We start from the raw sequence: 15,985 nt of genomic DNA on the forward strand, positions 1-15,985 counted from the left end.
CGACCGCGGCCTGCGAACGCGCCGCGACGGGCGCGCCCGCAGGTCCACGGGGACTTCTCGACGGGTCTTAAGCGGGGATGCCCGGACTGTAGTTGTGCCACTTGGTCGCACCGCTCTTGGACGCCCAGATGTGAATCCGGTACTCCTTGCCCTCGGCCACGTTGCGGTCGCACAGGGTCCGCCCGCCCGGCGCGTTCGAGGTGCTGGTGTCGTCGAAGCACACCCCGCCGTGGTTCTTCCAGTACCGGTAGCCCGCGGGGTCCCATTCGAGGGTCTGCAACTGGGCGCGGACGCCCCACCCGTCGGCGTGGAAGTCTTCGAGCAGGATGTTCTCGCCTTGGCTCCAGGTCTGGGCGAGCCCGGCGTTGTAGGTGCCCTGAGGGTTCTGCGCCCAGACCCAGGCCTTGTAGTTGTTCGCGGCATGAGCCGAGCTCGGGGCCGCGCCGACCACGAGCATGAAGGCGGCCACGAGCACGACGACGTGGCGCAGCGCTCGCCGCGCTGAGGGGTTTCGCATGGTTCTCCTTGTCGGCCACCGCGACCGCACCTCGGCCGCGGGCCGCCCCCACGCTAAGCGAGGCGCCTTGACCGAAACCTTGACGAATGCTGCGCCCCCTCCCCGGCCCGCACGGCGCACCGTATGTTTGAGACTACGACCCACCATGCGCCGCAATCGATCAGACCACGCGGCCGCACACTGGAGACGCCATGCCCGAACTGCGCATCCTGGGCCCGGTCGAGCTGCGCCGCGGACCGGCCCGGATCGACCTCGGACCACCCCGGCAGCGGGCCGTCCTGGCCGCCCTCGCAGTCGACGTCGGACGCCCCGTCGGCAGCGACACCCTCATCGACCGCGTCTGGGGCGAACAGCCGCCCGACAACGTCCGCGCCACCCTGTACAGCCTCGTCTCGCGACTGCGCGCCCGCCTGCGGCCCCTCCAAGCGGGCCCGGCCGACCAGCCGCTGCGCCGCGCCCACGGCGGCTACCTGCTCGACGTCGACCCCGACACGATCGACCTCCACCGGGCGCGCGCCCTCGCCGAGCGCGCCCGGCCGCTCCCGGGCCGCCCCGCCGACCCGGCGCGCTCGGCCCCGCTCCTGCGCGAAGCCGCCGCACTGTGGACGGCCGAGCCGCTGGCGGGCCTGCCCGGCGACTGGGCCCAACGCCAGCGCCGAGCGCTGCGCGAGGAACGCGTGACGATCCTCGCCGAGCTGTTCGCGACCGAACTGCGGCTCGGCCGCCACGAAGCGGCCACGGGGCCACTGGCCGCGGCGGTCGCCGAGCACCCGTTCGCCGAGAACCTCGTACGGCTGTGGATGCTCGCCCTGTGCCGGTCCGGCAACCCCGCCGCCGCCCTCGCCGTCTACGACCGGACCCGGCGCGGCCTCGCCGACGAACTGGGCGTCGAACCCGGACCCGGACTCAAGGAACTGCACGGCCGGATCCTCCGCCAAGACGACGCCGTCGCGAACACCCCCACCGCCCGCCGCGAAGCCGCGCGATCGGCCGACCCCCAGCCCGCCAGCGAGCCGACCGGCACGCGCCCCCATGCGCTGGGAGCGCTTCAACCCCCGCCGGACCTCGGCGTCGTGCCCCGACAGCTCCCCGCCGCACCCGGCCACTTCACCGGCCGCGCACCGCAACTGGCCCGACTCGACGAGCTGCTGTCGGGGCACACCGCCGCACACCCCGGCGTCGTCCCCGTCGCCGTCCTCACCGGGACCGCCGGGATCGGGAAGACCGCGCTGACCGTCCGCTGGGCCCATCGCGTCGCCGACCGCTTCCCCGACGGCCAGCTCTTCCTCGACCTGCGCGGCTTCGACCCCACCCACCGGCCCGTGCGACCGACCGAGGCCCTGCGCACACTCCTCACCGCCCTCGGCGTCCCGCACTCGCGCATCCCGGCCGACGGCGAAGCCCAGGCGGGCCTATACCGCAGCCTCATGGCGCGGCGGCGCGCGCTCCTCGTGCTCGACAACGCCCGCGACGCCGACCAGGTCCGCCCCCTGCTCCCCGGCGGCCCCGGCAACCTCGTCATCGCCGCGAGCCGGGCCCGGCTCTCCGGCCTCCTCGTCCAAGGCGCGCAACCGATCACGCTCGACCTGCTCACCCCCGCCGAAGCCGAGCGCCTCCTCGCCCTCAGGCTGGGCGAGGAACGCGCGCTCGCCGAACCCGCGGCGCTGCGGCAGATCATCGACACCTGCGCGGGCCTGCCCCTGGCCCTCGCCGTCGCCGCCTCGCGCGCCGCCGCCCGACCTGAATTCCCACTCACCGCCGTGGCGAAGGACCTGCACGACGTCGACACCCGGCTCGACGCGCTCGCCGACCCCGACCCCGCCGTCGACGTCCGCGCCGTGTTCTCCTGGTCGTACCAGGCGCTCAGCCCCGAAGCCGCCCGGCTGTTCCGGCTCCTCGGGCTCCACCCGGGACCGGACCTCACCCCCGACGCCGCCGCCGCGCTCGCCGGCCTCCCGCTCCCCCAGACCACCGCGCTGCTGACCGAACTGGCCGACGCGGTGCTCCTGATCGAATCGCGACCGCGGCGATACGCCTTCCACGACCTGCTGCGCGCCTACGCCGCCGAACTCGCCGAGGCCCACGACGACCACGAGGACCGCCGCCGAGCGCGCCACCGGATGCTCGACTACTACGTGCACTCCGCCCACGCCGCCGACCGGCGGCTCGACCCCTCCCGCACACCGCTCGACCTCGACCCCACCGACGTCGCCCCCGCGACGCCCCCGGACGCCGAAGCGGCCCAGGACTGGTTCGCCGCCGAACTCGAGGTGCTCCTCGCCGCCGTCGAGCACGCCGCCGCGCACGGCTTCGACCGCCAATGCTGGCGGCTGGCGTGGGGCCTGCCCACCCACCTCGACCGGCACGGCCGCTGGCACGACCTGGCCGCGGTCTGGGAGACCGCGCTCGCGGCGACCCGCCGAGCCGGCGACCTCGCGGCCCAGGCGAGCGGACACCGCTTCCTCGGCTACGCCTGCACCCGGCTGGGCCGCTTCGCGGACGCGCACGCCCACCTCGACCGGGCGATGGAAGACACCGCGCGACTGGGCGACCTGGTCGGACAGGCCCACGCCCTCCGCGGACGCGGCCACGTCCACCAGAGCCAGGAACGGTACGCCGAAGCGCTCGACTGCAATCGCCGCGCGCTCGCGCTCTACGCGGCCGCGGGCGAACGCGCCTGCGAGGCCAGCGCACTCAACTCGATCGGATGGTTCCACGCCCTCCTGGGCGAGTACCCTCAGGCGCTCGACCACTGCGAACGGGCACTGGTCCTCATGGCCGAGGTCGGCGACCGCTTCGGCGAGATCGCCACGCTCGACAGCCTCGGCTACGCGCTGCGGCGCCTGGGGCGCCACGACGAGGCCGTCGCCCGCTACCGGCTCGCCCTCGACCTGCTCGGCGACCTCGACCTCCCCGCGCAGAAGGCGACCATCCTCGACGGCCTCGCCGAGGCGCAGCGAGCGATCGGCGACCTGGCCGGGGCCCGGCGCTCATGGCTGCGGGCGCTGGAGCTCTTCGACGAACTCGACCATCCCGACGCCGACGCCGTCCGCGCCAGGCTCGATGCCCTCTAGGGGGTGTTTGGGAACTCGCGGCGAGTCGGTATCGGAGTCCATTCGTTCGCTCGGGAGGCCGAAGGCCTTCCCGATCCAACACCGGGATCGGGAAGGCCGACAACGAAGCGAGCGGGCGAATGGGCCCGCTAGCGGCCGGTGGGGGTTCGTGAACACCCCCTAGGAGCGCGTTCAGGTGAGTTTGAGGGCCGTGGGCGAGGAAACGGCGTCGCCGAGGCGGGCGGTGAGTTCGTAGTCCCCGGCGGGCAGTTCGCGGCGGGCGCCTTCGCACGCGGCCTCGGAGGCGAGGCCGTCGACGGTGATCTCCACGGTCTGGCCCTGGCCGCCGCTGAGCTCGACCTCCTCGCCCTTGGGGGTCTCGCAGTGGGCGCTGGAGTAGACCACGTCCTTGCCGGAGGCGAGTTCGACGGCGACCTGTTTGAGGTCGGCCAGGCAGGGCGTGTCGGCACTCGAGGCGACCAGGACGCTCACCGGGACCTGGGCGCCTGAGCGGACCTCGTCGAACGCGGCCACGACCTGGAGCATGAGCTCGCCCGGCTCGCACGCGACCACCTCCGGCTCGGTGGGCGAGGGCGATTCGCTCGTGGGCTCGGCGGTGGGGGTCTCGGGGATGTAGGGCCGCTGGATCGTGGAAGTCGGCGAGGGGGCCTCCCACTCCCCGGCGGTCGCGGCGGCCTCGGTGCCCTGCGGGCTCTCCTCGTCGCCGCCGCCGAGGGCGCTGAGCCCCAACACGATCACCAGCACCACAGCGAGCACGGCCGCGGCCACGATGGCCCGCCGCTTCCAGTACACCGACTCGGGCTCGCTGCCCTTCACGAACTTGCCCTTGAAACCCTGCACGCCGGGACGCTAACGCAGCCGGACGCTCCGCGAGGGGAATTACACGCGAAGCATCCCCCGAGCGCTCCTCACCCCACCGACCTCGCCTCGCGAACATTCCTCGGCACCGTTCGATGTCGGACCCCCATGTCAGGGTATTTACCGGGGGCCCATCGCTCCGGACTCCGCGCAGCGCTGCCACAAATCCAGATCCTATAGGATATATCCTATAGGATTCGCCCCCGCGGGGGTCGTGTCGGACCCGCACCCCACAATGGGTGCATGCGCGCCGCACCCGAGGGGCTTCCCTCCCCCGAACTCCTCGCCGAACGCCTGCTCCCCTGGTTCGATGCCAACAACCGCACGGAGCTGCCCTGGCGCAGGCCCGGCACCACCGCGTGGGGCGTGCTCGTCTCCGAGGTCATGAGCCAGCAGACCCAAGTCGCGCGGGCCGCGCCGGTGTGGGAGGCCTGGATGGCGAAGTGGCCCACGCCCGCCGACCTCGCCGCCGCGCCCACCGCCGAGGTGCTGCGGATGTGGGGCCGCATGGGCTACCCCAGGCGAGCACTGCGCCTCCAGGAGTGCGCCGCGATCGTGGCCGAGAAGCACGGCGGGGTCGTGCCCTCCGACCCGGTCGAACTCGAAAAACTGCCGGGGATCGGGAACTACACGGCCGCGGCCGTGGCGGTCTTCCACTACGGCGGGCGTCATGCGGTGGTGGACACCAACGTGCGCCGCGTCGTGGCCCGTCTCGGCGGGCGCAGCGACGCCGGGGCGGCCACCACCAAGGCCGACCTCGTCGCGGCCGAAGCGGTGCTGCCCGCCGACGCGCCGACCGCGGCGCGGCTCTCGCTCGCGCTCATGGAGCTCGGCGCGCTGCTGTGCACCGCCCGCAAGGCCGAGTGCGGGGCCTGCCCGGTCTCGGACGCGTGCGCGTTCTCCGGGCAGGAGATCCCCGAGGGCCCCAGCCGGAAACGCCAGCGCTACAAGGGCACCAACCGCCACGTGAGGGGCGAGGTGATGGCCCTGCTCAGGGACGCCGACGGGCCGGTCGAGCAGGCGAGGGTCGACGCGGTGTGGCCCGACGAGCGGATGCGGGCCGAGGCGGTCGCGCAGCTGCTCGCGGAGGGTCTGATCGGCACCGACGAATCGGGGCGGTTCGAACTCCCGAGTCGGTGACAAACGGTCCGGCCGCTGCTAGCGTGGGATTTGAGAGAACTTCATGAAGCATCCAGTGGTCATGCGTTGAAGCGCTGATCTTGATGATGCTCGGTCGGCGCCGATCCTCGGATCGGCGGTCCCGGGTCGAACCTCGCTCCGTCACCGAGCGAGGCATCGGGCGGACCCTCGGGTCCGGCTCACCACCGGTGCCGGGACCGGATCGCCTACCGCGGGCCGCCCCCGAGCGGTCGGCCGGAACACGACGACGCGGCTCGCGCCAACTACCGTCGCGTCGACCGCGGACCGACCGCACGAAGCGGGCCGGCGTGAGCGGGCGCTGCGGCGCACGCGACCGGGCAACTGCAATGCCGCCGGGGTACCGCGCGCTCAGATCTCGGCGGCATTGCTACGCGTGAGAAGGCGGCGGTGCACTCCCGCACCGCCACCGGGTAACCCTCGGCCGCCCCGGCGGCCGGGGGTTTCGTGCTCCTCGGCCTCACGAAGGCTCGCCTCGGCGACCGGGGGCTCGTTCCTGCGGGCCCAGCGCACGATCCACCAGAGCACCAGTACCGCGGGCAGGCCCTTGAGCAGGACGCCCGCGAGGACGCCGAGCGCGCCCAGGCCCAGGCCGTCGCGCAGGAGGGGCGAGTTCCAGACCGCGTGCAGGAACGTGACGCCCGCGAGCGCGAGGGCCGCGACCCCGACCGAGCGCGGGGTGCGCCTGGTGGCCGCGTAGGCCACGCCGGCCCCGGCGATGGCGGTGAAGATCGCGTGGCTCCACAGCCCGGCGAGCACGCCGCGCACGATGAACACCGCGATGACCGGTTCGACCACGTCCCCGGCGCGGTTGAGGACCGTGCTCGACATGGCGAACGCGTAGCCCTCCACGATCTGGAAGCCCACGCCGCAGAACGCGCCCAGGACCACGCCGTCGAGCACCCCGTGGACCCTTCCCCAGAAGATCGCGACCACCAGGACCACCCCGGCGGTCTTGACGATCTCCTCGACCACGGGCGCGGCCAGGACCGGCGACCACCGCTCGGCCCACGAAGGGCCCCAAGCGGTCGCGAAGAGCCCGTAGAGGGCCCGGGAACCGAACAGGGAGGTCATGACCGCCACCGTGGCGCCCCAGGCGAGGCCGAGCAGCGGGGCGGCGGCGGGGAGGGTGAGGTGGTCGGCGAGGCGGCCGCGCAGCCACCAGAACGGGACCGCGAAGAGCGCGAACAGGACCAGGGCCGCGGTGCCCGCTTTGGGGTAGGCCAGGGCGACCGGGAGGGTGTTGTAGAGCAGCAGGATCAGGGCCGCGCCGATGAGCAGCGCGGCCGTCCACTGGGTGGGGGAGGTGGGGTCGGGGCGCATCAGGCGGTCTCGAAGTCGAGCTGGGCGATGAGCTCGTCGACGCGTTCGGCGGTGCGGGAGCTGAGGGACGCGGCGACGCCCGAACCGGAGCCGATCGAGGAGACGGTGGCGGTGACCTCGGCGCGGATGTCGCCGTGGACGAACGCGCACGCGAAGCCCGCGCCGGTCTCGGTGACGAAGCTGCGGCCCGCGCCCTCGACGCCGTCGGCGTCGCACGCGCGCGGGTCGGTGAGCCGCACGCCCGGTTGGGTCTCGAGGAGGCGGGCCATCTCCTCGGCCAGGTACTCGGCGTCGAAGTCGTAAGGACCGGCGACGGCGATGTCCACTTCGGCGTCGCCCACGAGGAACTCGATCCGGCCCGAACCGGGCTGGTAGAAGCCGGGGCGCATGAGGGTCTGTTCGGGGGCGACGATGGTGACTCCGGCCAGGTCGAACGTCTCGCCGCCCACGTCGATCGTGGGCGACACGGCCTTGTTGAGCAGCGGCACGCCGAGGGCGAACAACACGACCACGGCGAACACCGCGGCGGCGACGGCGAGGCTTCTAGTGCGGGTCACGCCTCAAGCGTGGCATGCCGTCCGCGCGGACGCATCGGGAACGTCGCCCAATCGGCCGGACGAACCAACCGCCCGCGATTCGCAAACGCGAAGCGGACGGAAGCGGGGCGGGTTCCGAGCCGACGGGCGGGCGGCGGGATGTCGGTGGCTCGCGCGATGATTGATTCGGGGGCGCTTGCGTGGCGACACGCCCGGGTGCGGGGGTTGGTCCCTGCGGTCGGGCGTGTCGCAACTCGACTGCCCCCGACTGCAATGATCGCGCGAAGCTACGACATCGCCGCGAAGCGAGCGACACTCGCGGGCGGCGGGGTGTCGGTGGCTCACGCGATCATTTGAACCGGGGGGGGCTTGCGTGGCGACACGCCCGGGTGCGGGGGTTGGTCCCTGCGGTCGGGCGTGTCGCAACTCGACTGCCCCCGATTGCAATGATCGCGCGAAGGTACGACATCGCCCCGAAGCGAGCGACACTCGCACATGGGGGCGAGGACCGGGGCGGTCGGCGGCGGCGAGTGTCGGTGGCTCGCGGGATCATTTGAACCGGGGGGGGCTTGCGTGGCGACACGCCCGAGCGCGGGGTACGGCTCGTGCAGGGGCGGGATTTCGCAGCGGGCCGATCGCTCTGCGGGCCTTGGACATGGGGGCGGGCCCTGAGGGAGGGCCCGCTTCCACTGTGATCGGCATCGCCGCGGCGCCGACGTCCGCGGCTTCGATCTGTCGGTGGCCGGAAGGGTGGTCCGGCCGGTTTCCACTGGTGTTTCCTCGCGACGGCGCCTGTTCGGCGGCGCCGTCCTCGGTGGTGTTCCTTCGGCCCGCGAGGGCCGGGTGCTACTCCGCGGCTTCGCGCTGAGCGGGGATGTCGCCGTTGATGAGCGAGCGGATCTCCGACTCGCGGTAACGGCGGTGGCCGCCCAGGGTCCGGATGGCCGAGATCTTGCCGGCCTTGGCCCAGCGGGTGACGGTCTTGGGGTCGACGCGGAACATCGCGGCGACCTCAGAGGGGGTCAGCAGGGCCTCGGATTCCACCGGAAGGTTGAGGTCTGTCGTCATCGTTCTTCTCCTCCACACACGGGCTGCGAATCACCGGCGCCGAGCCTTGATTCGTTCCTTCTCCAATCGTCCGGCTTGTCCTAGGTGTCCGACATAGGCCGAACGGCCGATTTTGCTTGGACTTTCCGCTCGGTTCACTCAGCCGAGTGATCAGTCCACAAGCGAAACCCCAGGCAGAAGCCTTGGCGCGGCGAAGGACCGGAACCGGGTCAGTTCAACCGTTCGGCGAGACGACGATCACGCCAGCGGTCGATGAGGCGCGCGTAGCACTCCTGCGCCTCCTCGGGCTCGGAGTCGCGGAGATGATCCAGGGCCTGCCACGTGACGTCCACCGAGTCCTCGTCGCGCAGCTCGTCCTCGCTCAGGCGCGAGACCAGCCCGCCGTAGTCGAGCTCGACGACCGAGTCGCGGTGGAACCCGTCGAGCCAGCGCCCGGTCTCGGCGAGCGCCTCGGCCAAGTCGGCCTCCCCGAACTCGGCGCGGACCAGGTTGCGGGCCACCACGAGGTCGGTGCGCGAGCGCGCGATCGGGGTCCGGTAGCGCAACTGGACGTGGCCGGGCCCGATCACCAGCTCGCGGTCCTCTGGCCGCACGCACGCGAACCAGCGCAGCGGCACCGACCAGGACGCGACGTGCTCGTGCGCGTCGGCGGGGGCCTCGTGCCGGTCGGCGCCCTCGTCGAGGGCCACGACCTCCTCGGCGGAGGCGAGGAACTCCGGGGGGAACAGCGCCTCGGCGACCGCCTCGGGGGTGAGCCGCTTGACTTCCAAAGCGGCCGAGGCGATCCGGTAGCGCAGGTTCCAGGGGCACACGAGCGGGTCGAGTTCGGGCCCGCGGTCGATGACGTACGCCTCGCGGGGGAAACTCGGCACCCCGCGCCAGGGCCAGCCGATGCGCTCGTACAGGGCCTCGCGGCGCAGCCGGGGGCCTTCGAGCGGGTCGACCGCGCGGCCCGAGGCGGTGTACGCGCGCCAGTAATCGGCGTCGGGCAGCGCCGCCGCGGGCTCGTAGACGCGCAGATAGGACGCGTTCGGTGCGTACACGAGGCAGATACTTCCATAGTCCTATGCTGGGGGCGTAGGCATACCCGCGCTACGCGAGACGAGTCGGCCGAGACCCGGCCGCCCCCTCGGGGCGGGGCCCCGGCCAATCTCCGGGGCCGATCCCCCGTGACACGAACTGGAGAGCAAGCCATGAGCATCTTCGACGCCAGCGGCCACGAACAGGTCGTCTTCTGCCACGACCCCGATTCGGGTCTGCGAGCGATCATCGCGATCCACTCCACTGCGCTCGGTCCGGCCCTGGGCGGGACCCGCTTCTACCCGTACGCCTCCGAGGAGGAGGCCCTGACCGACGTGTTGCACCTGTCGGAGGGGATGTCGTACAAGAACGCGATCGCCGGGCTCGACCACGGCGGCGGCAAGGCCGTCATCTGGGGCGACCCGGGCGTCGACAAGTCCGAGGCGCTGCTGCGGGCTTACGGGCGCTTCGTGGAGTCGCTGGGCGGGCGGTACGTGACCGCGTGCGACGTCGGGACCTATGTCGAGGACATGGACCACATCGCCCGGGAGACGCGCCACGTCTCGGGCCGCAGCCCCGAGTCCGGCGGGGCCGGGGACTCCTCGATCCTGACCGCGTTCGGGGTGTTCCAGGCGATGCGCGCGGCCGCGCAGCACCGCTGGGGAGCGGTCGACCTGACCGGTCGCACCGTGGGCGTGGCCGGGCTCGGCAAGGTCGGGCGCCACCTCATCCCGCACCTGCTCGAAGCCGGTGCCGACGTCGTGGCGTGCGACGTGGACCCGGCCGCGCTCTCGTGGGCCGCGGCCAACCACCCGCAGGTGCGGCTCGTGGACGGCACCGACGAGCTCATCGGCGCCGGGATCGACGTGTACGCGCCGTGCGCGCTCGGCGGGGTGCTCAACGAGGCCTCGCTCAAGACCCTTGACGCCGAGATCGTGTGCGGGGCGGCGAACAACCAGCTCGCCGAGCCGGGGATCGCGGACGAGCTGGAGCGCTCGGGCATCCTCTACTGCCCCGACTACGTGGTGAACTCCGGCGGGGTCATCCAGGTCGCCGACGAGTACGACGGCGCGTTCGACTTCAAGCGGGCCGAGCGGCGCACCGCGGGGATCTTCGCGACCACCGCTCGGATCCTGGAGCGGGCCAAGGGCGAGGGCGTGACGCCGGTGGCCGCGGCCGACGCGCTCGCCGAGGAGCGCATGGCCGCGATCGGCCGCCTCCAGCGGGTGCGGACCTTCCGCTAGACGTACGCGTGGGCGGGCGGCTCGGGAGCCGTCCGCCGCGCTCACTTAAAGTGGTCGTTACGATCCGGACAGTGAGAACGAATCTCACGAATAGTCCGGACGTTCGTCCCGATCTGGTGGTCATCGCCGGTAATCTGTGGCACCCAACTCATGGGCCGGGATGCGGTCTGACGCCGCGAGGTTGTACCGTAGGACCCACGAAGAGATTACAAGCATTCCGGGGCGCCTCAATGGCCGCCCCGATGATTTCTGTGCGAGGGGGTCGAGCCGTATGGGGCGAGGCCGAGCTAAGGCTAAGCAGACCAAAGTGGCCCGTAAGCTCAAGTACCACACTCCGAACACTGACATTCGCGCGCTCGAGCGCGAGCTTTCCAGTGGTCGCGAGGTAGAGGTCGACGTTGAGCCTCCTGAAGAGGAGCCGGACCCCTATGACGCTTACGCCGATCGGTACGACGGAGGCGAAGACGATCTCCGCGAGGATGACTGGCTCCCGCCGAACAAGAAGCAGTTAGCCGGCTGACGGCGCTTGCGAACGGTGCTCGCGCACCGTTCCAGGCCCGATCGTGAGCCAGGCGGGCCGCATCGCCGATCCACCCGCGCAACCTCCACATCCAGCGTGCACAGGTGCCTTTCGAGGCGCCTGTGCGTTTCGCGCTCGCGCGAGGACGCTGACGCGGAGGCCGGGCGCGCAGGCTTCCCGCACGGACCACCAGCCACGGACAAGAGACGGCGGCGAGACCGATGAGGTCTCGCCGCCGTTTCGGCTGCCTGGGGTGCGTCCGGTGCACCGGACGCACCCCGGAGCGCGGTTACTGCTGGGGCGCCTGGGGCCACTGCTGCTGCTGGGCCTGGGGCGCCTGCGGGGCCTGCGGCTGGACCGCGGGCTGCTGACCGGTCGGGTACCCCTGCGGCTGCGCGGGCTGCGGAGCCTCGCCGCCCTTCCCGGGTACCAAGAGCGCGCCGGCGGTGAACAGGCCGTACGCACCGACGAGGAGGAGCAGGGCGATCCAGGCCGAGGCGTCGGAGGCCGAGTCGCGGTCGGGCAGGGCCAGGACGTAGAACAGGGTCTTCGCCACGAAGAGCGAGGCGCCCGCGAGGACGACGACCTTCCACAGGTTCCGCAGCTTCTCACCGGTGAACAGGACGAGCGCGAAACCGCCGATCACCGCCGCGAGGATCGAGAGCAGGTCGACGCTGATCTGGCCGAGCACATAGCTCGACAGGTCGGACGTGTCCAGGTCCGCCCATTCGGCGGTGTCGGCGCTGCCGGAGCTGGTGCCGCCGATGAGACCGGCGAGGATCAGCGCGGCCAGGCCCGAGAGGCCGAGGATCGCCGGGACGGCGGGGACGCCGAGCTTGTCGAACAGCGACGGGCCGGCCGGCTGCGCGTACGCGTACTGCTGCTGGGCCTGGTACTGCGCCTGGGGCGAGGCGTAGGCCTGCTGCTGATAGGCCTGCTGGGGCTGACTGGGCTGCTGCGGATACCCCGCACCTGATTGCTGTTCACTCATGCCCTCATCATGCCTTGGACGGGCAAACGGGCGCATCCGGGTTGTGCGGCGCTCACCCCGTTCGGGCCCTTCCCACCAGGGATCCGGTGCGGGAGGGGCGATCGCGTTCGCGCGGACGGATTCGCGCCACCCAACGGCAGCGGCGATCGGCCCCCAACCCGTAGGCTGGAGCCATGTCGCAACGTCTCCGTCCCGTTTCGCCGATCTGGGTGGCAGGCCGCCCTCAGCACGGCGAGGAGGAGTTCTTCGTCACCCATCCGTTCGACGAGTCGCCGGTGGGCGCGACCTCGTGGGCCACCGCCGGGCAGGTGGAGGCCGCGATGGCCGCCGCGAAGTCGATCGCGGCCGAAAGCGCGGCGCTGCCCGCGCATGTGCGGGCCGAGGCGCTCGAACACGTGCGCCGCCGCCTCGACGAAGAGGCCGAGACGTGCGCCGAGCTCATCACCGCCGAGTCGGGCAAACCGATCTCGTGGGCGCGCGTGGAGGTCAAGCGGGCGGTCTCGACGTTCCGCTGGGCCGCCGAGGAGGCCCGCCGCTTCGGCGGCGAGGCGCAACGGCTCGACACCGACCCGGCCGCCGACGGGCGCATGGCCCTCATCCGGCGCTTCCCCCGCGGCCCGGTCCTGGGGATCACCCCGTTCAACTTCCCGCTCAACCTGGTCGCCCACAAGGTGGCCCCGGCGATCGCCTCGGGCTGCCCGATCGTGCTCAAACCGGCCCCGGCCACGCCCCTGTCGGCCCTGCACCTGGGCGCTTTGTTCTCCGAGACCGACCTGCCCGGCGCGATGCTCTCGGTGCTGCCGGTGCCCAACCACCGGGCCGAGCAGCTCGTGGACGACCCGCGCCTGCCGGTCGTCTCGTTCACCGGCTCAGGGCCGGTGGGCCAGCAGATCCTGCGGCGCATCCCCGGCAAGCACGTCACACTCGAACTGGGCGGCAACGCCGCGGCACTGGTGGCCGCCGACTACCCCGGCCGGGACTGGGCCGCCGAGCGGATCGCGATGTTCGGCAACTACCAGGCCGGACAGTCGTGCATCGCGGTGCAGCGGGTGTTCATCGAGGCCCCCGCGTTCGCCGACATGGCGAACCGGATCGTCGAACGCGTCAAGGCGCTCCCTTCGGGCGACCCGAACGACCCTGCGTGCAAGGTCGGACCGCTCATCAGCGCCGACGCGGCCGCCCGGGTCGAATCCTGGATCGAGGAGGCCGTGGACGAGGGCGCGAAGGTCCTGTGCGGCGGCGGCCCGCGCGACGGGGCCTCCATCGAGCCGACCGTGCTCACCGACGTGCGCGCCGACGCGAAGGTCCTGCGCGAAGAGGTCTTCGGACCGGTGCTGGTCCTGGCCAGCGTCGAGAGCTTCGAAGAAGGCCTCGCTGCGATCAACGACTCCCGGTACGGGCTCCAGGCGGGCGTGTTCACCGAGTCGCTGCCGCAGGCGATGCTCGCCCACCGCACGCTCGACGTCGGCGGCGTGATCATCGGCGACGTGCCCTCCTTCCGCGCCGACCAGATGCCCTACGGCGGCGTCAAGGCCTCCGGCGTGGGCCGCGAAGGGGTCCGCTCGGCGATGCTCGACTACACCGTCGAGCGCGTGCTGGTCCTGCCCGACACCCTCTGACCACACCGGTGGGATTCTGAAAGGTCGCGTGCGTCACTGCCGCACCCGTGACAAGCCGGGGCAATCGGAGCCGCACCGGGCCTGTCAACTGCGATTTCCCCCATCGAATCCGAGGCTTTCTCTGATCGCGGTTGACGGCCCGCTATAGCGTGGCCTTATGACGGTCCCTCCCAACTACGGTCCTCCGGACCAGCCGAACACGCCCGGCTACGGGTTCGGGCAGCCTTCGAACGGCGGCCAGAATCCGTACGGGAGCCAGCCGCAGCAGCCCTACGGCGCGCCGCAGTTCGGCCAGCAGCCACCCGGCCAGCAGCCCCCCGCCTACGGCGCACCGGGCCTGCCGCCCGAGCCGCCCAGGCGCAACCTCGCGCTCATCGGCGGCATCATCGTCGGCGTCACCGTGCTCGTGCTCGGCGCGACCCTCCTGGTGTTCATGAACCTCAACAAGGACGACGAGGGCGACCTCGCCGGTGAGGAGACCTCCGAATCCGAGTCCGCGTCCGAGGACGTGACCACCCCCGACGACGAGGTCACCTCCGAGACCGAGGCGAACTCCGAGGTCGGCCAGTGCCTGCCCTACGAGCCGGTCATCACCGACGACGGCTACGGCGACGGCCTCGAACTGGTCGACTGCTCCGCGTCGACCGCGTTCTGGGAGATCACCGCCCAGTCCTACGACGTCTCCATCGGCGTCGACGACGAAGGCAAGCTCACCGACCCCGGGCCCGCGCTCGAACTGTGCGGCGAGGACTGGGGCATCAACTACCTCGGCGAACTGTGGACGAACTGGCACTACGTGTACTCGTCCGGTTCGACCGACTCGCTGTACTGCATCCAGGCCACCGGCGCGGCCGACCCCGCCGAGCCCGAGCACCTGCCGTACACGCCCGACACCGGCTCCTGCTTCGACGAGGCCACCGAGTGGTGGAGCGTCGACTGCTCCTCCGACCTGGCCACCTACAAGGTCGTCGACACCGTGGTGTTCGACGAGCCGGTGACCATGGACGAGGAGGAGGCCAAGACGGCCGCGACCTGCGGCGGCAGCTGGTACTGGCAGATCACCGACACCCAGGGCCGGACCTCGGCGATCATCTGCGCCGAAGAGGTCTAAAGACGAGCGAACAGCGGCGGGCGGCCCTCAGGCCGCCCGCCGCTTTCACGTTCGCCTAGCCGAAACGGCCGGTGATGTAGTCCTCGGTGCGCTGGTCCGAGGGGTTGGAGAACAGGCGCTGCGTCTCGTCGAACTCCACCAGGAATCCGTACCGCTCGCCCGCGTCGTCGATCTCGGCGGAGTAGAACGCCGTCGCGTCGGAGACGCGCGCGGCCTGCTGCATGTTGTGCGTGACGATCACGATCGTGTAGTCGCGCACCAGCTCGTTCATGAGCTCCTCGATGCGCGCGGTCGCGATCGGGTCGAGCGCCGAGCACGGCTCGTCCATGAGCAGGACCTCCGGCTGCACCGCGATCGCGCGCGCGATGCACAGGCGCTGCTGCTGGCCGCCCGAGAGCGCCAGGGCGCTCTTCTTCAGGTTGTCCTTGACCTCGTCCCACAGGGCCGCGCCCCTCAAGGCCTGCTCGACCCGGTCGGCGAGGTCGTCCTTCATGCCGTTGATGCGAAGGCCGTAGGCGACGTTGTCGAAGATCGACTTGGGGAACGGGTTCGCCTTCTGGAACACCATGCCGATGTGGCGGCGCACCGCGATCGGGTCGACGGCAGAGCCGTAGATGTCCTCGCCGTGGTAGGTGACCTTCCCGGAGACCTTCGCGCCCGGGATCAGGTCGTTCATGCGGTTGATCGAGCGCAGCACCGTCGACTTGCCGCAGCCCGAGGGGCCGATCATGGCGGTGATCTGGTTCTTGGCCACCGGGAGGGAGACGTCGCGGACCGCGTGCGCCTTCCCGTAGTGGATGCCCACGCCTTGCAGCTCGATGACGGTCTCAGTCGCGGTGGAACCGCCCGAGCGGCCCTGCGGCGCGAGCGCGCCGATGGGGGCCTGGGTGCGGGGGCCAGTCTCGTTCACGGTCACGCGAGCTCCTATCACCGAATGTCAACCGCC

General features: G+C 71.8%; 14 protein-coding genes. 6 read left to right on the plus strand and 8 right to left on the minus strand.

Annotated elements, in window-relative coordinates; all coding sequences use genetic code 11:
• Positions 1 to 67: 67 nt before the first annotated feature.
• On the minus strand, positions 68 to 517 hold the full coding sequence (locus AB0B28_RS05350) for a hypothetical protein (protein WP_360116847.1): 450 nt from the start codon (positions 515 to 517) through the stop codon (positions 68 to 70).
• A gap of 191 nt (positions 518 to 708) precedes the next feature.
• On the opposite strand from AB0B28_RS05350, the gene AB0B28_RS05355 reads away from it, so the two are divergent.
• On the plus strand, positions 709 to 3,591 hold the full coding sequence (locus AB0B28_RS05355; RefSeq protein ID WP_360116850.1) for a BTAD domain-containing putative transcriptional regulator: 2,883 nt from the start codon (positions 709 to 711) through the stop codon (positions 3,589 to 3,591).
• Between the two features lie 171 nt (positions 3,592 to 3,762).
• Here the strand turns inward: AB0B28_RS05355 and AB0B28_RS05360 are convergent, their stop codons facing one another.
• Complete coding sequence (locus AB0B28_RS05360) at positions 3,763 to 4,431, minus strand: hypothetical protein (protein WP_360116853.1); 669 nt, start codon at positions 4,429 to 4,431, stop codon at positions 3,763 to 3,765.
• A 261-nt stretch (positions 4,432 to 4,692) separates the two neighbouring features.
• Here AB0B28_RS05360 and AB0B28_RS05365 point away from each other — a divergent pair, with 261 nt between their 5' ends.
• Positions 4,693 to 5,589 (plus strand): A/G-specific adenine glycosylase, encoded by an 897-nt coding sequence (locus AB0B28_RS05365; RefSeq protein WP_360116856.1) that lies wholly within the window; start codon positions 4,693 to 4,695, stop codon positions 5,587 to 5,589.
• Positions 5,590 to 5,958: 369 nt separating this feature from the next.
• Here the strand turns inward: AB0B28_RS05365 and AB0B28_RS05370 are convergent, their stop codons facing one another.
• The 4 genes from AB0B28_RS05370 to AB0B28_RS05385 form a co-directional block, all read right to left on the minus strand.
• Positions 5,959 to 6,930, minus strand: coding sequence for a PrsW family intramembrane metalloprotease (locus tag AB0B28_RS05370; RefSeq protein WP_360116859.1), 972 nt, complete (start codon positions 6,928 to 6,930; stop codon positions 5,959 to 5,961).
• On the minus strand, positions 6,930 to 7,487 hold the full coding sequence (locus AB0B28_RS05375; RefSeq protein WP_360116862.1) for a hypothetical protein: 558 nt from the start codon (positions 7,485 to 7,487) through the stop codon (positions 6,930 to 6,932). The genes AB0B28_RS05370 and AB0B28_RS05375 overlap by 1 nt, the downstream gene beginning before the upstream one ends.
• An 825-nt stretch (positions 7,488 to 8,312) precedes the next feature.
• Entirely contained in the window at positions 8,313 to 8,534 is a 222-nt protein-coding gene (locus tag AB0B28_RS05380) for a BldC family transcriptional regulator (RefSeq protein ID WP_360116865.1), read from the minus strand.
• A gap of 209 nt (positions 8,535 to 8,743) precedes the next feature.
• The gene (locus AB0B28_RS05385) at positions 8,744 to 9,577 is read right to left on the minus strand and encodes a hypothetical protein (RefSeq protein ID WP_360116868.1); all 834 of its coding nucleotides are present in this window, start codon (positions 9,575 to 9,577) and stop codon (positions 8,744 to 8,746) included.
• A gap of 150 nt (positions 9,578 to 9,727) precedes the next feature.
• Here AB0B28_RS05385 and AB0B28_RS05390 point away from each other — a divergent pair, with 150 nt between their 5' ends.
• Positions 9,728 to 10,798 (plus strand): Glu/Leu/Phe/Val dehydrogenase dimerization domain-containing protein, encoded by a 1,071-nt coding sequence (locus AB0B28_RS05390; protein ID WP_360116871.1) that lies wholly within the window; start codon positions 9,728 to 9,730, stop codon positions 10,796 to 10,798.
• Positions 10,799 to 11,069: 271 nt separating this feature from the next.
• The gene (locus tag AB0B28_RS05395; RefSeq protein WP_360116874.1) at positions 11,070 to 11,318 is read left to right on the plus strand and encodes a DUF3073 domain-containing protein; all 249 of its coding nucleotides are present in this window, start codon (positions 11,070 to 11,072) and stop codon (positions 11,316 to 11,318) included.
• Between the two features lie 289 nt (positions 11,319 to 11,607).
• Here the strand turns inward: AB0B28_RS05395 and AB0B28_RS05400 are convergent, their stop codons facing one another.
• The gene (locus tag AB0B28_RS05400; RefSeq protein WP_360116877.1) at positions 11,608 to 12,309 is read right to left on the minus strand and encodes a hypothetical protein; all 702 of its coding nucleotides are present in this window, start codon (positions 12,307 to 12,309) and stop codon (positions 11,608 to 11,610) included.
• 173 nt (positions 12,310 to 12,482) lie between these two features.
• Here AB0B28_RS05400 and AB0B28_RS05405 point away from each other — a divergent pair, with 173 nt between their 5' ends.
• On the plus strand, positions 12,483 to 13,928 hold the full coding sequence (locus AB0B28_RS05405) for an aldehyde dehydrogenase family protein (RefSeq protein WP_360116880.1): 1,446 nt from the start codon (positions 12,483 to 12,485) through the stop codon (positions 13,926 to 13,928).
• Positions 13,929 to 14,085: 157 nt separating this feature from the next.
• Positions 14,086 to 15,039 carry a hypothetical protein gene (locus tag AB0B28_RS05410; protein ID WP_360116883.1) on the plus strand — a complete coding sequence of 318 codons (954 nt, stop codon included), beginning with the start codon at positions 14,086 to 14,088 and terminating at the stop codon, positions 15,037 to 15,039.
• A gap of 55 nt (positions 15,040 to 15,094) precedes the next feature.
• Here AB0B28_RS05410 and pstB read toward each other — a convergent pair whose 3' ends face one another.
• Entirely contained in the window at positions 15,095 to 15,916 is an 822-nt protein-coding gene (gene pstB / locus AB0B28_RS05415; protein ID WP_360116946.1) for a phosphate ABC transporter ATP-binding protein PstB, read from the minus strand.
• Between the last annotated feature and the right edge of the window lie 69 nt (positions 15,917 to 15,985).

The organism is Glycomyces sp. NPDC046736 (genome assembly GCF_040645615.1).
Lineage (GTDB): Bacteria > Actinomycetota > Actinomycetes > Mycobacteriales > Micromonosporaceae > Glycomyces.

Coding starts and splice junctions, on each gene's coding strand:
- AB0B28_RS05350 (WP_360116847.1), bottom strand. CDS start 517: ATGCGAAACCCCTCAGCGCGGCGAGCGCTGCGCCACGTCGTCGTGCTC.
- AB0B28_RS05355 (WP_360116850.1), top strand. CDS start 709: ATGCCCGAACTGCGCATCCTGGGCCCGGTCGAGCTGCGCCGCGGACCG.
- AB0B28_RS05365 (WP_360116856.1), top strand. CDS start 4,693: ATGCGCGCCGCACCCGAGGGGCTTCCCTCCCCCGAACTCCTCGCCGAA.
- AB0B28_RS05370 (WP_360116859.1), bottom strand. CDS start 6,930: ATGCGCCCCGACCCCACCTCCCCCACCCAGTGGACGGCCGCGCTGCTC.
- AB0B28_RS05380 (WP_360116865.1), bottom strand. CDS start 8,534: ATGACGACAGACCTCAACCTTCCGGTGGAATCCGAGGCCCTGCTGACC.
- AB0B28_RS05390 (WP_360116871.1), top strand. CDS start 9,728: ATGAGCATCTTCGACGCCAGCGGCCACGAACAGGTCGTCTTCTGCCAC.
- AB0B28_RS05395 (WP_360116874.1), top strand. CDS start 11,070: ATGGGGCGAGGCCGAGCTAAGGCTAAGCAGACCAAAGTGGCCCGTAAG.
- AB0B28_RS05400 (WP_360116877.1), bottom strand. CDS start 12,309: ATGAGTGAACAGCAATCAGGTGCGGGGTATCCGCAGCAGCCCAGTCAG.
- AB0B28_RS05405 (WP_360116880.1), top strand. CDS start 12,483: ATGTCGCAACGTCTCCGTCCCGTTTCGCCGATCTGGGTGGCAGGCCGC.
- AB0B28_RS05410 (WP_360116883.1), top strand. CDS start 14,086: ATGACGGTCCCTCCCAACTACGGTCCTCCGGACCAGCCGAACACGCCC.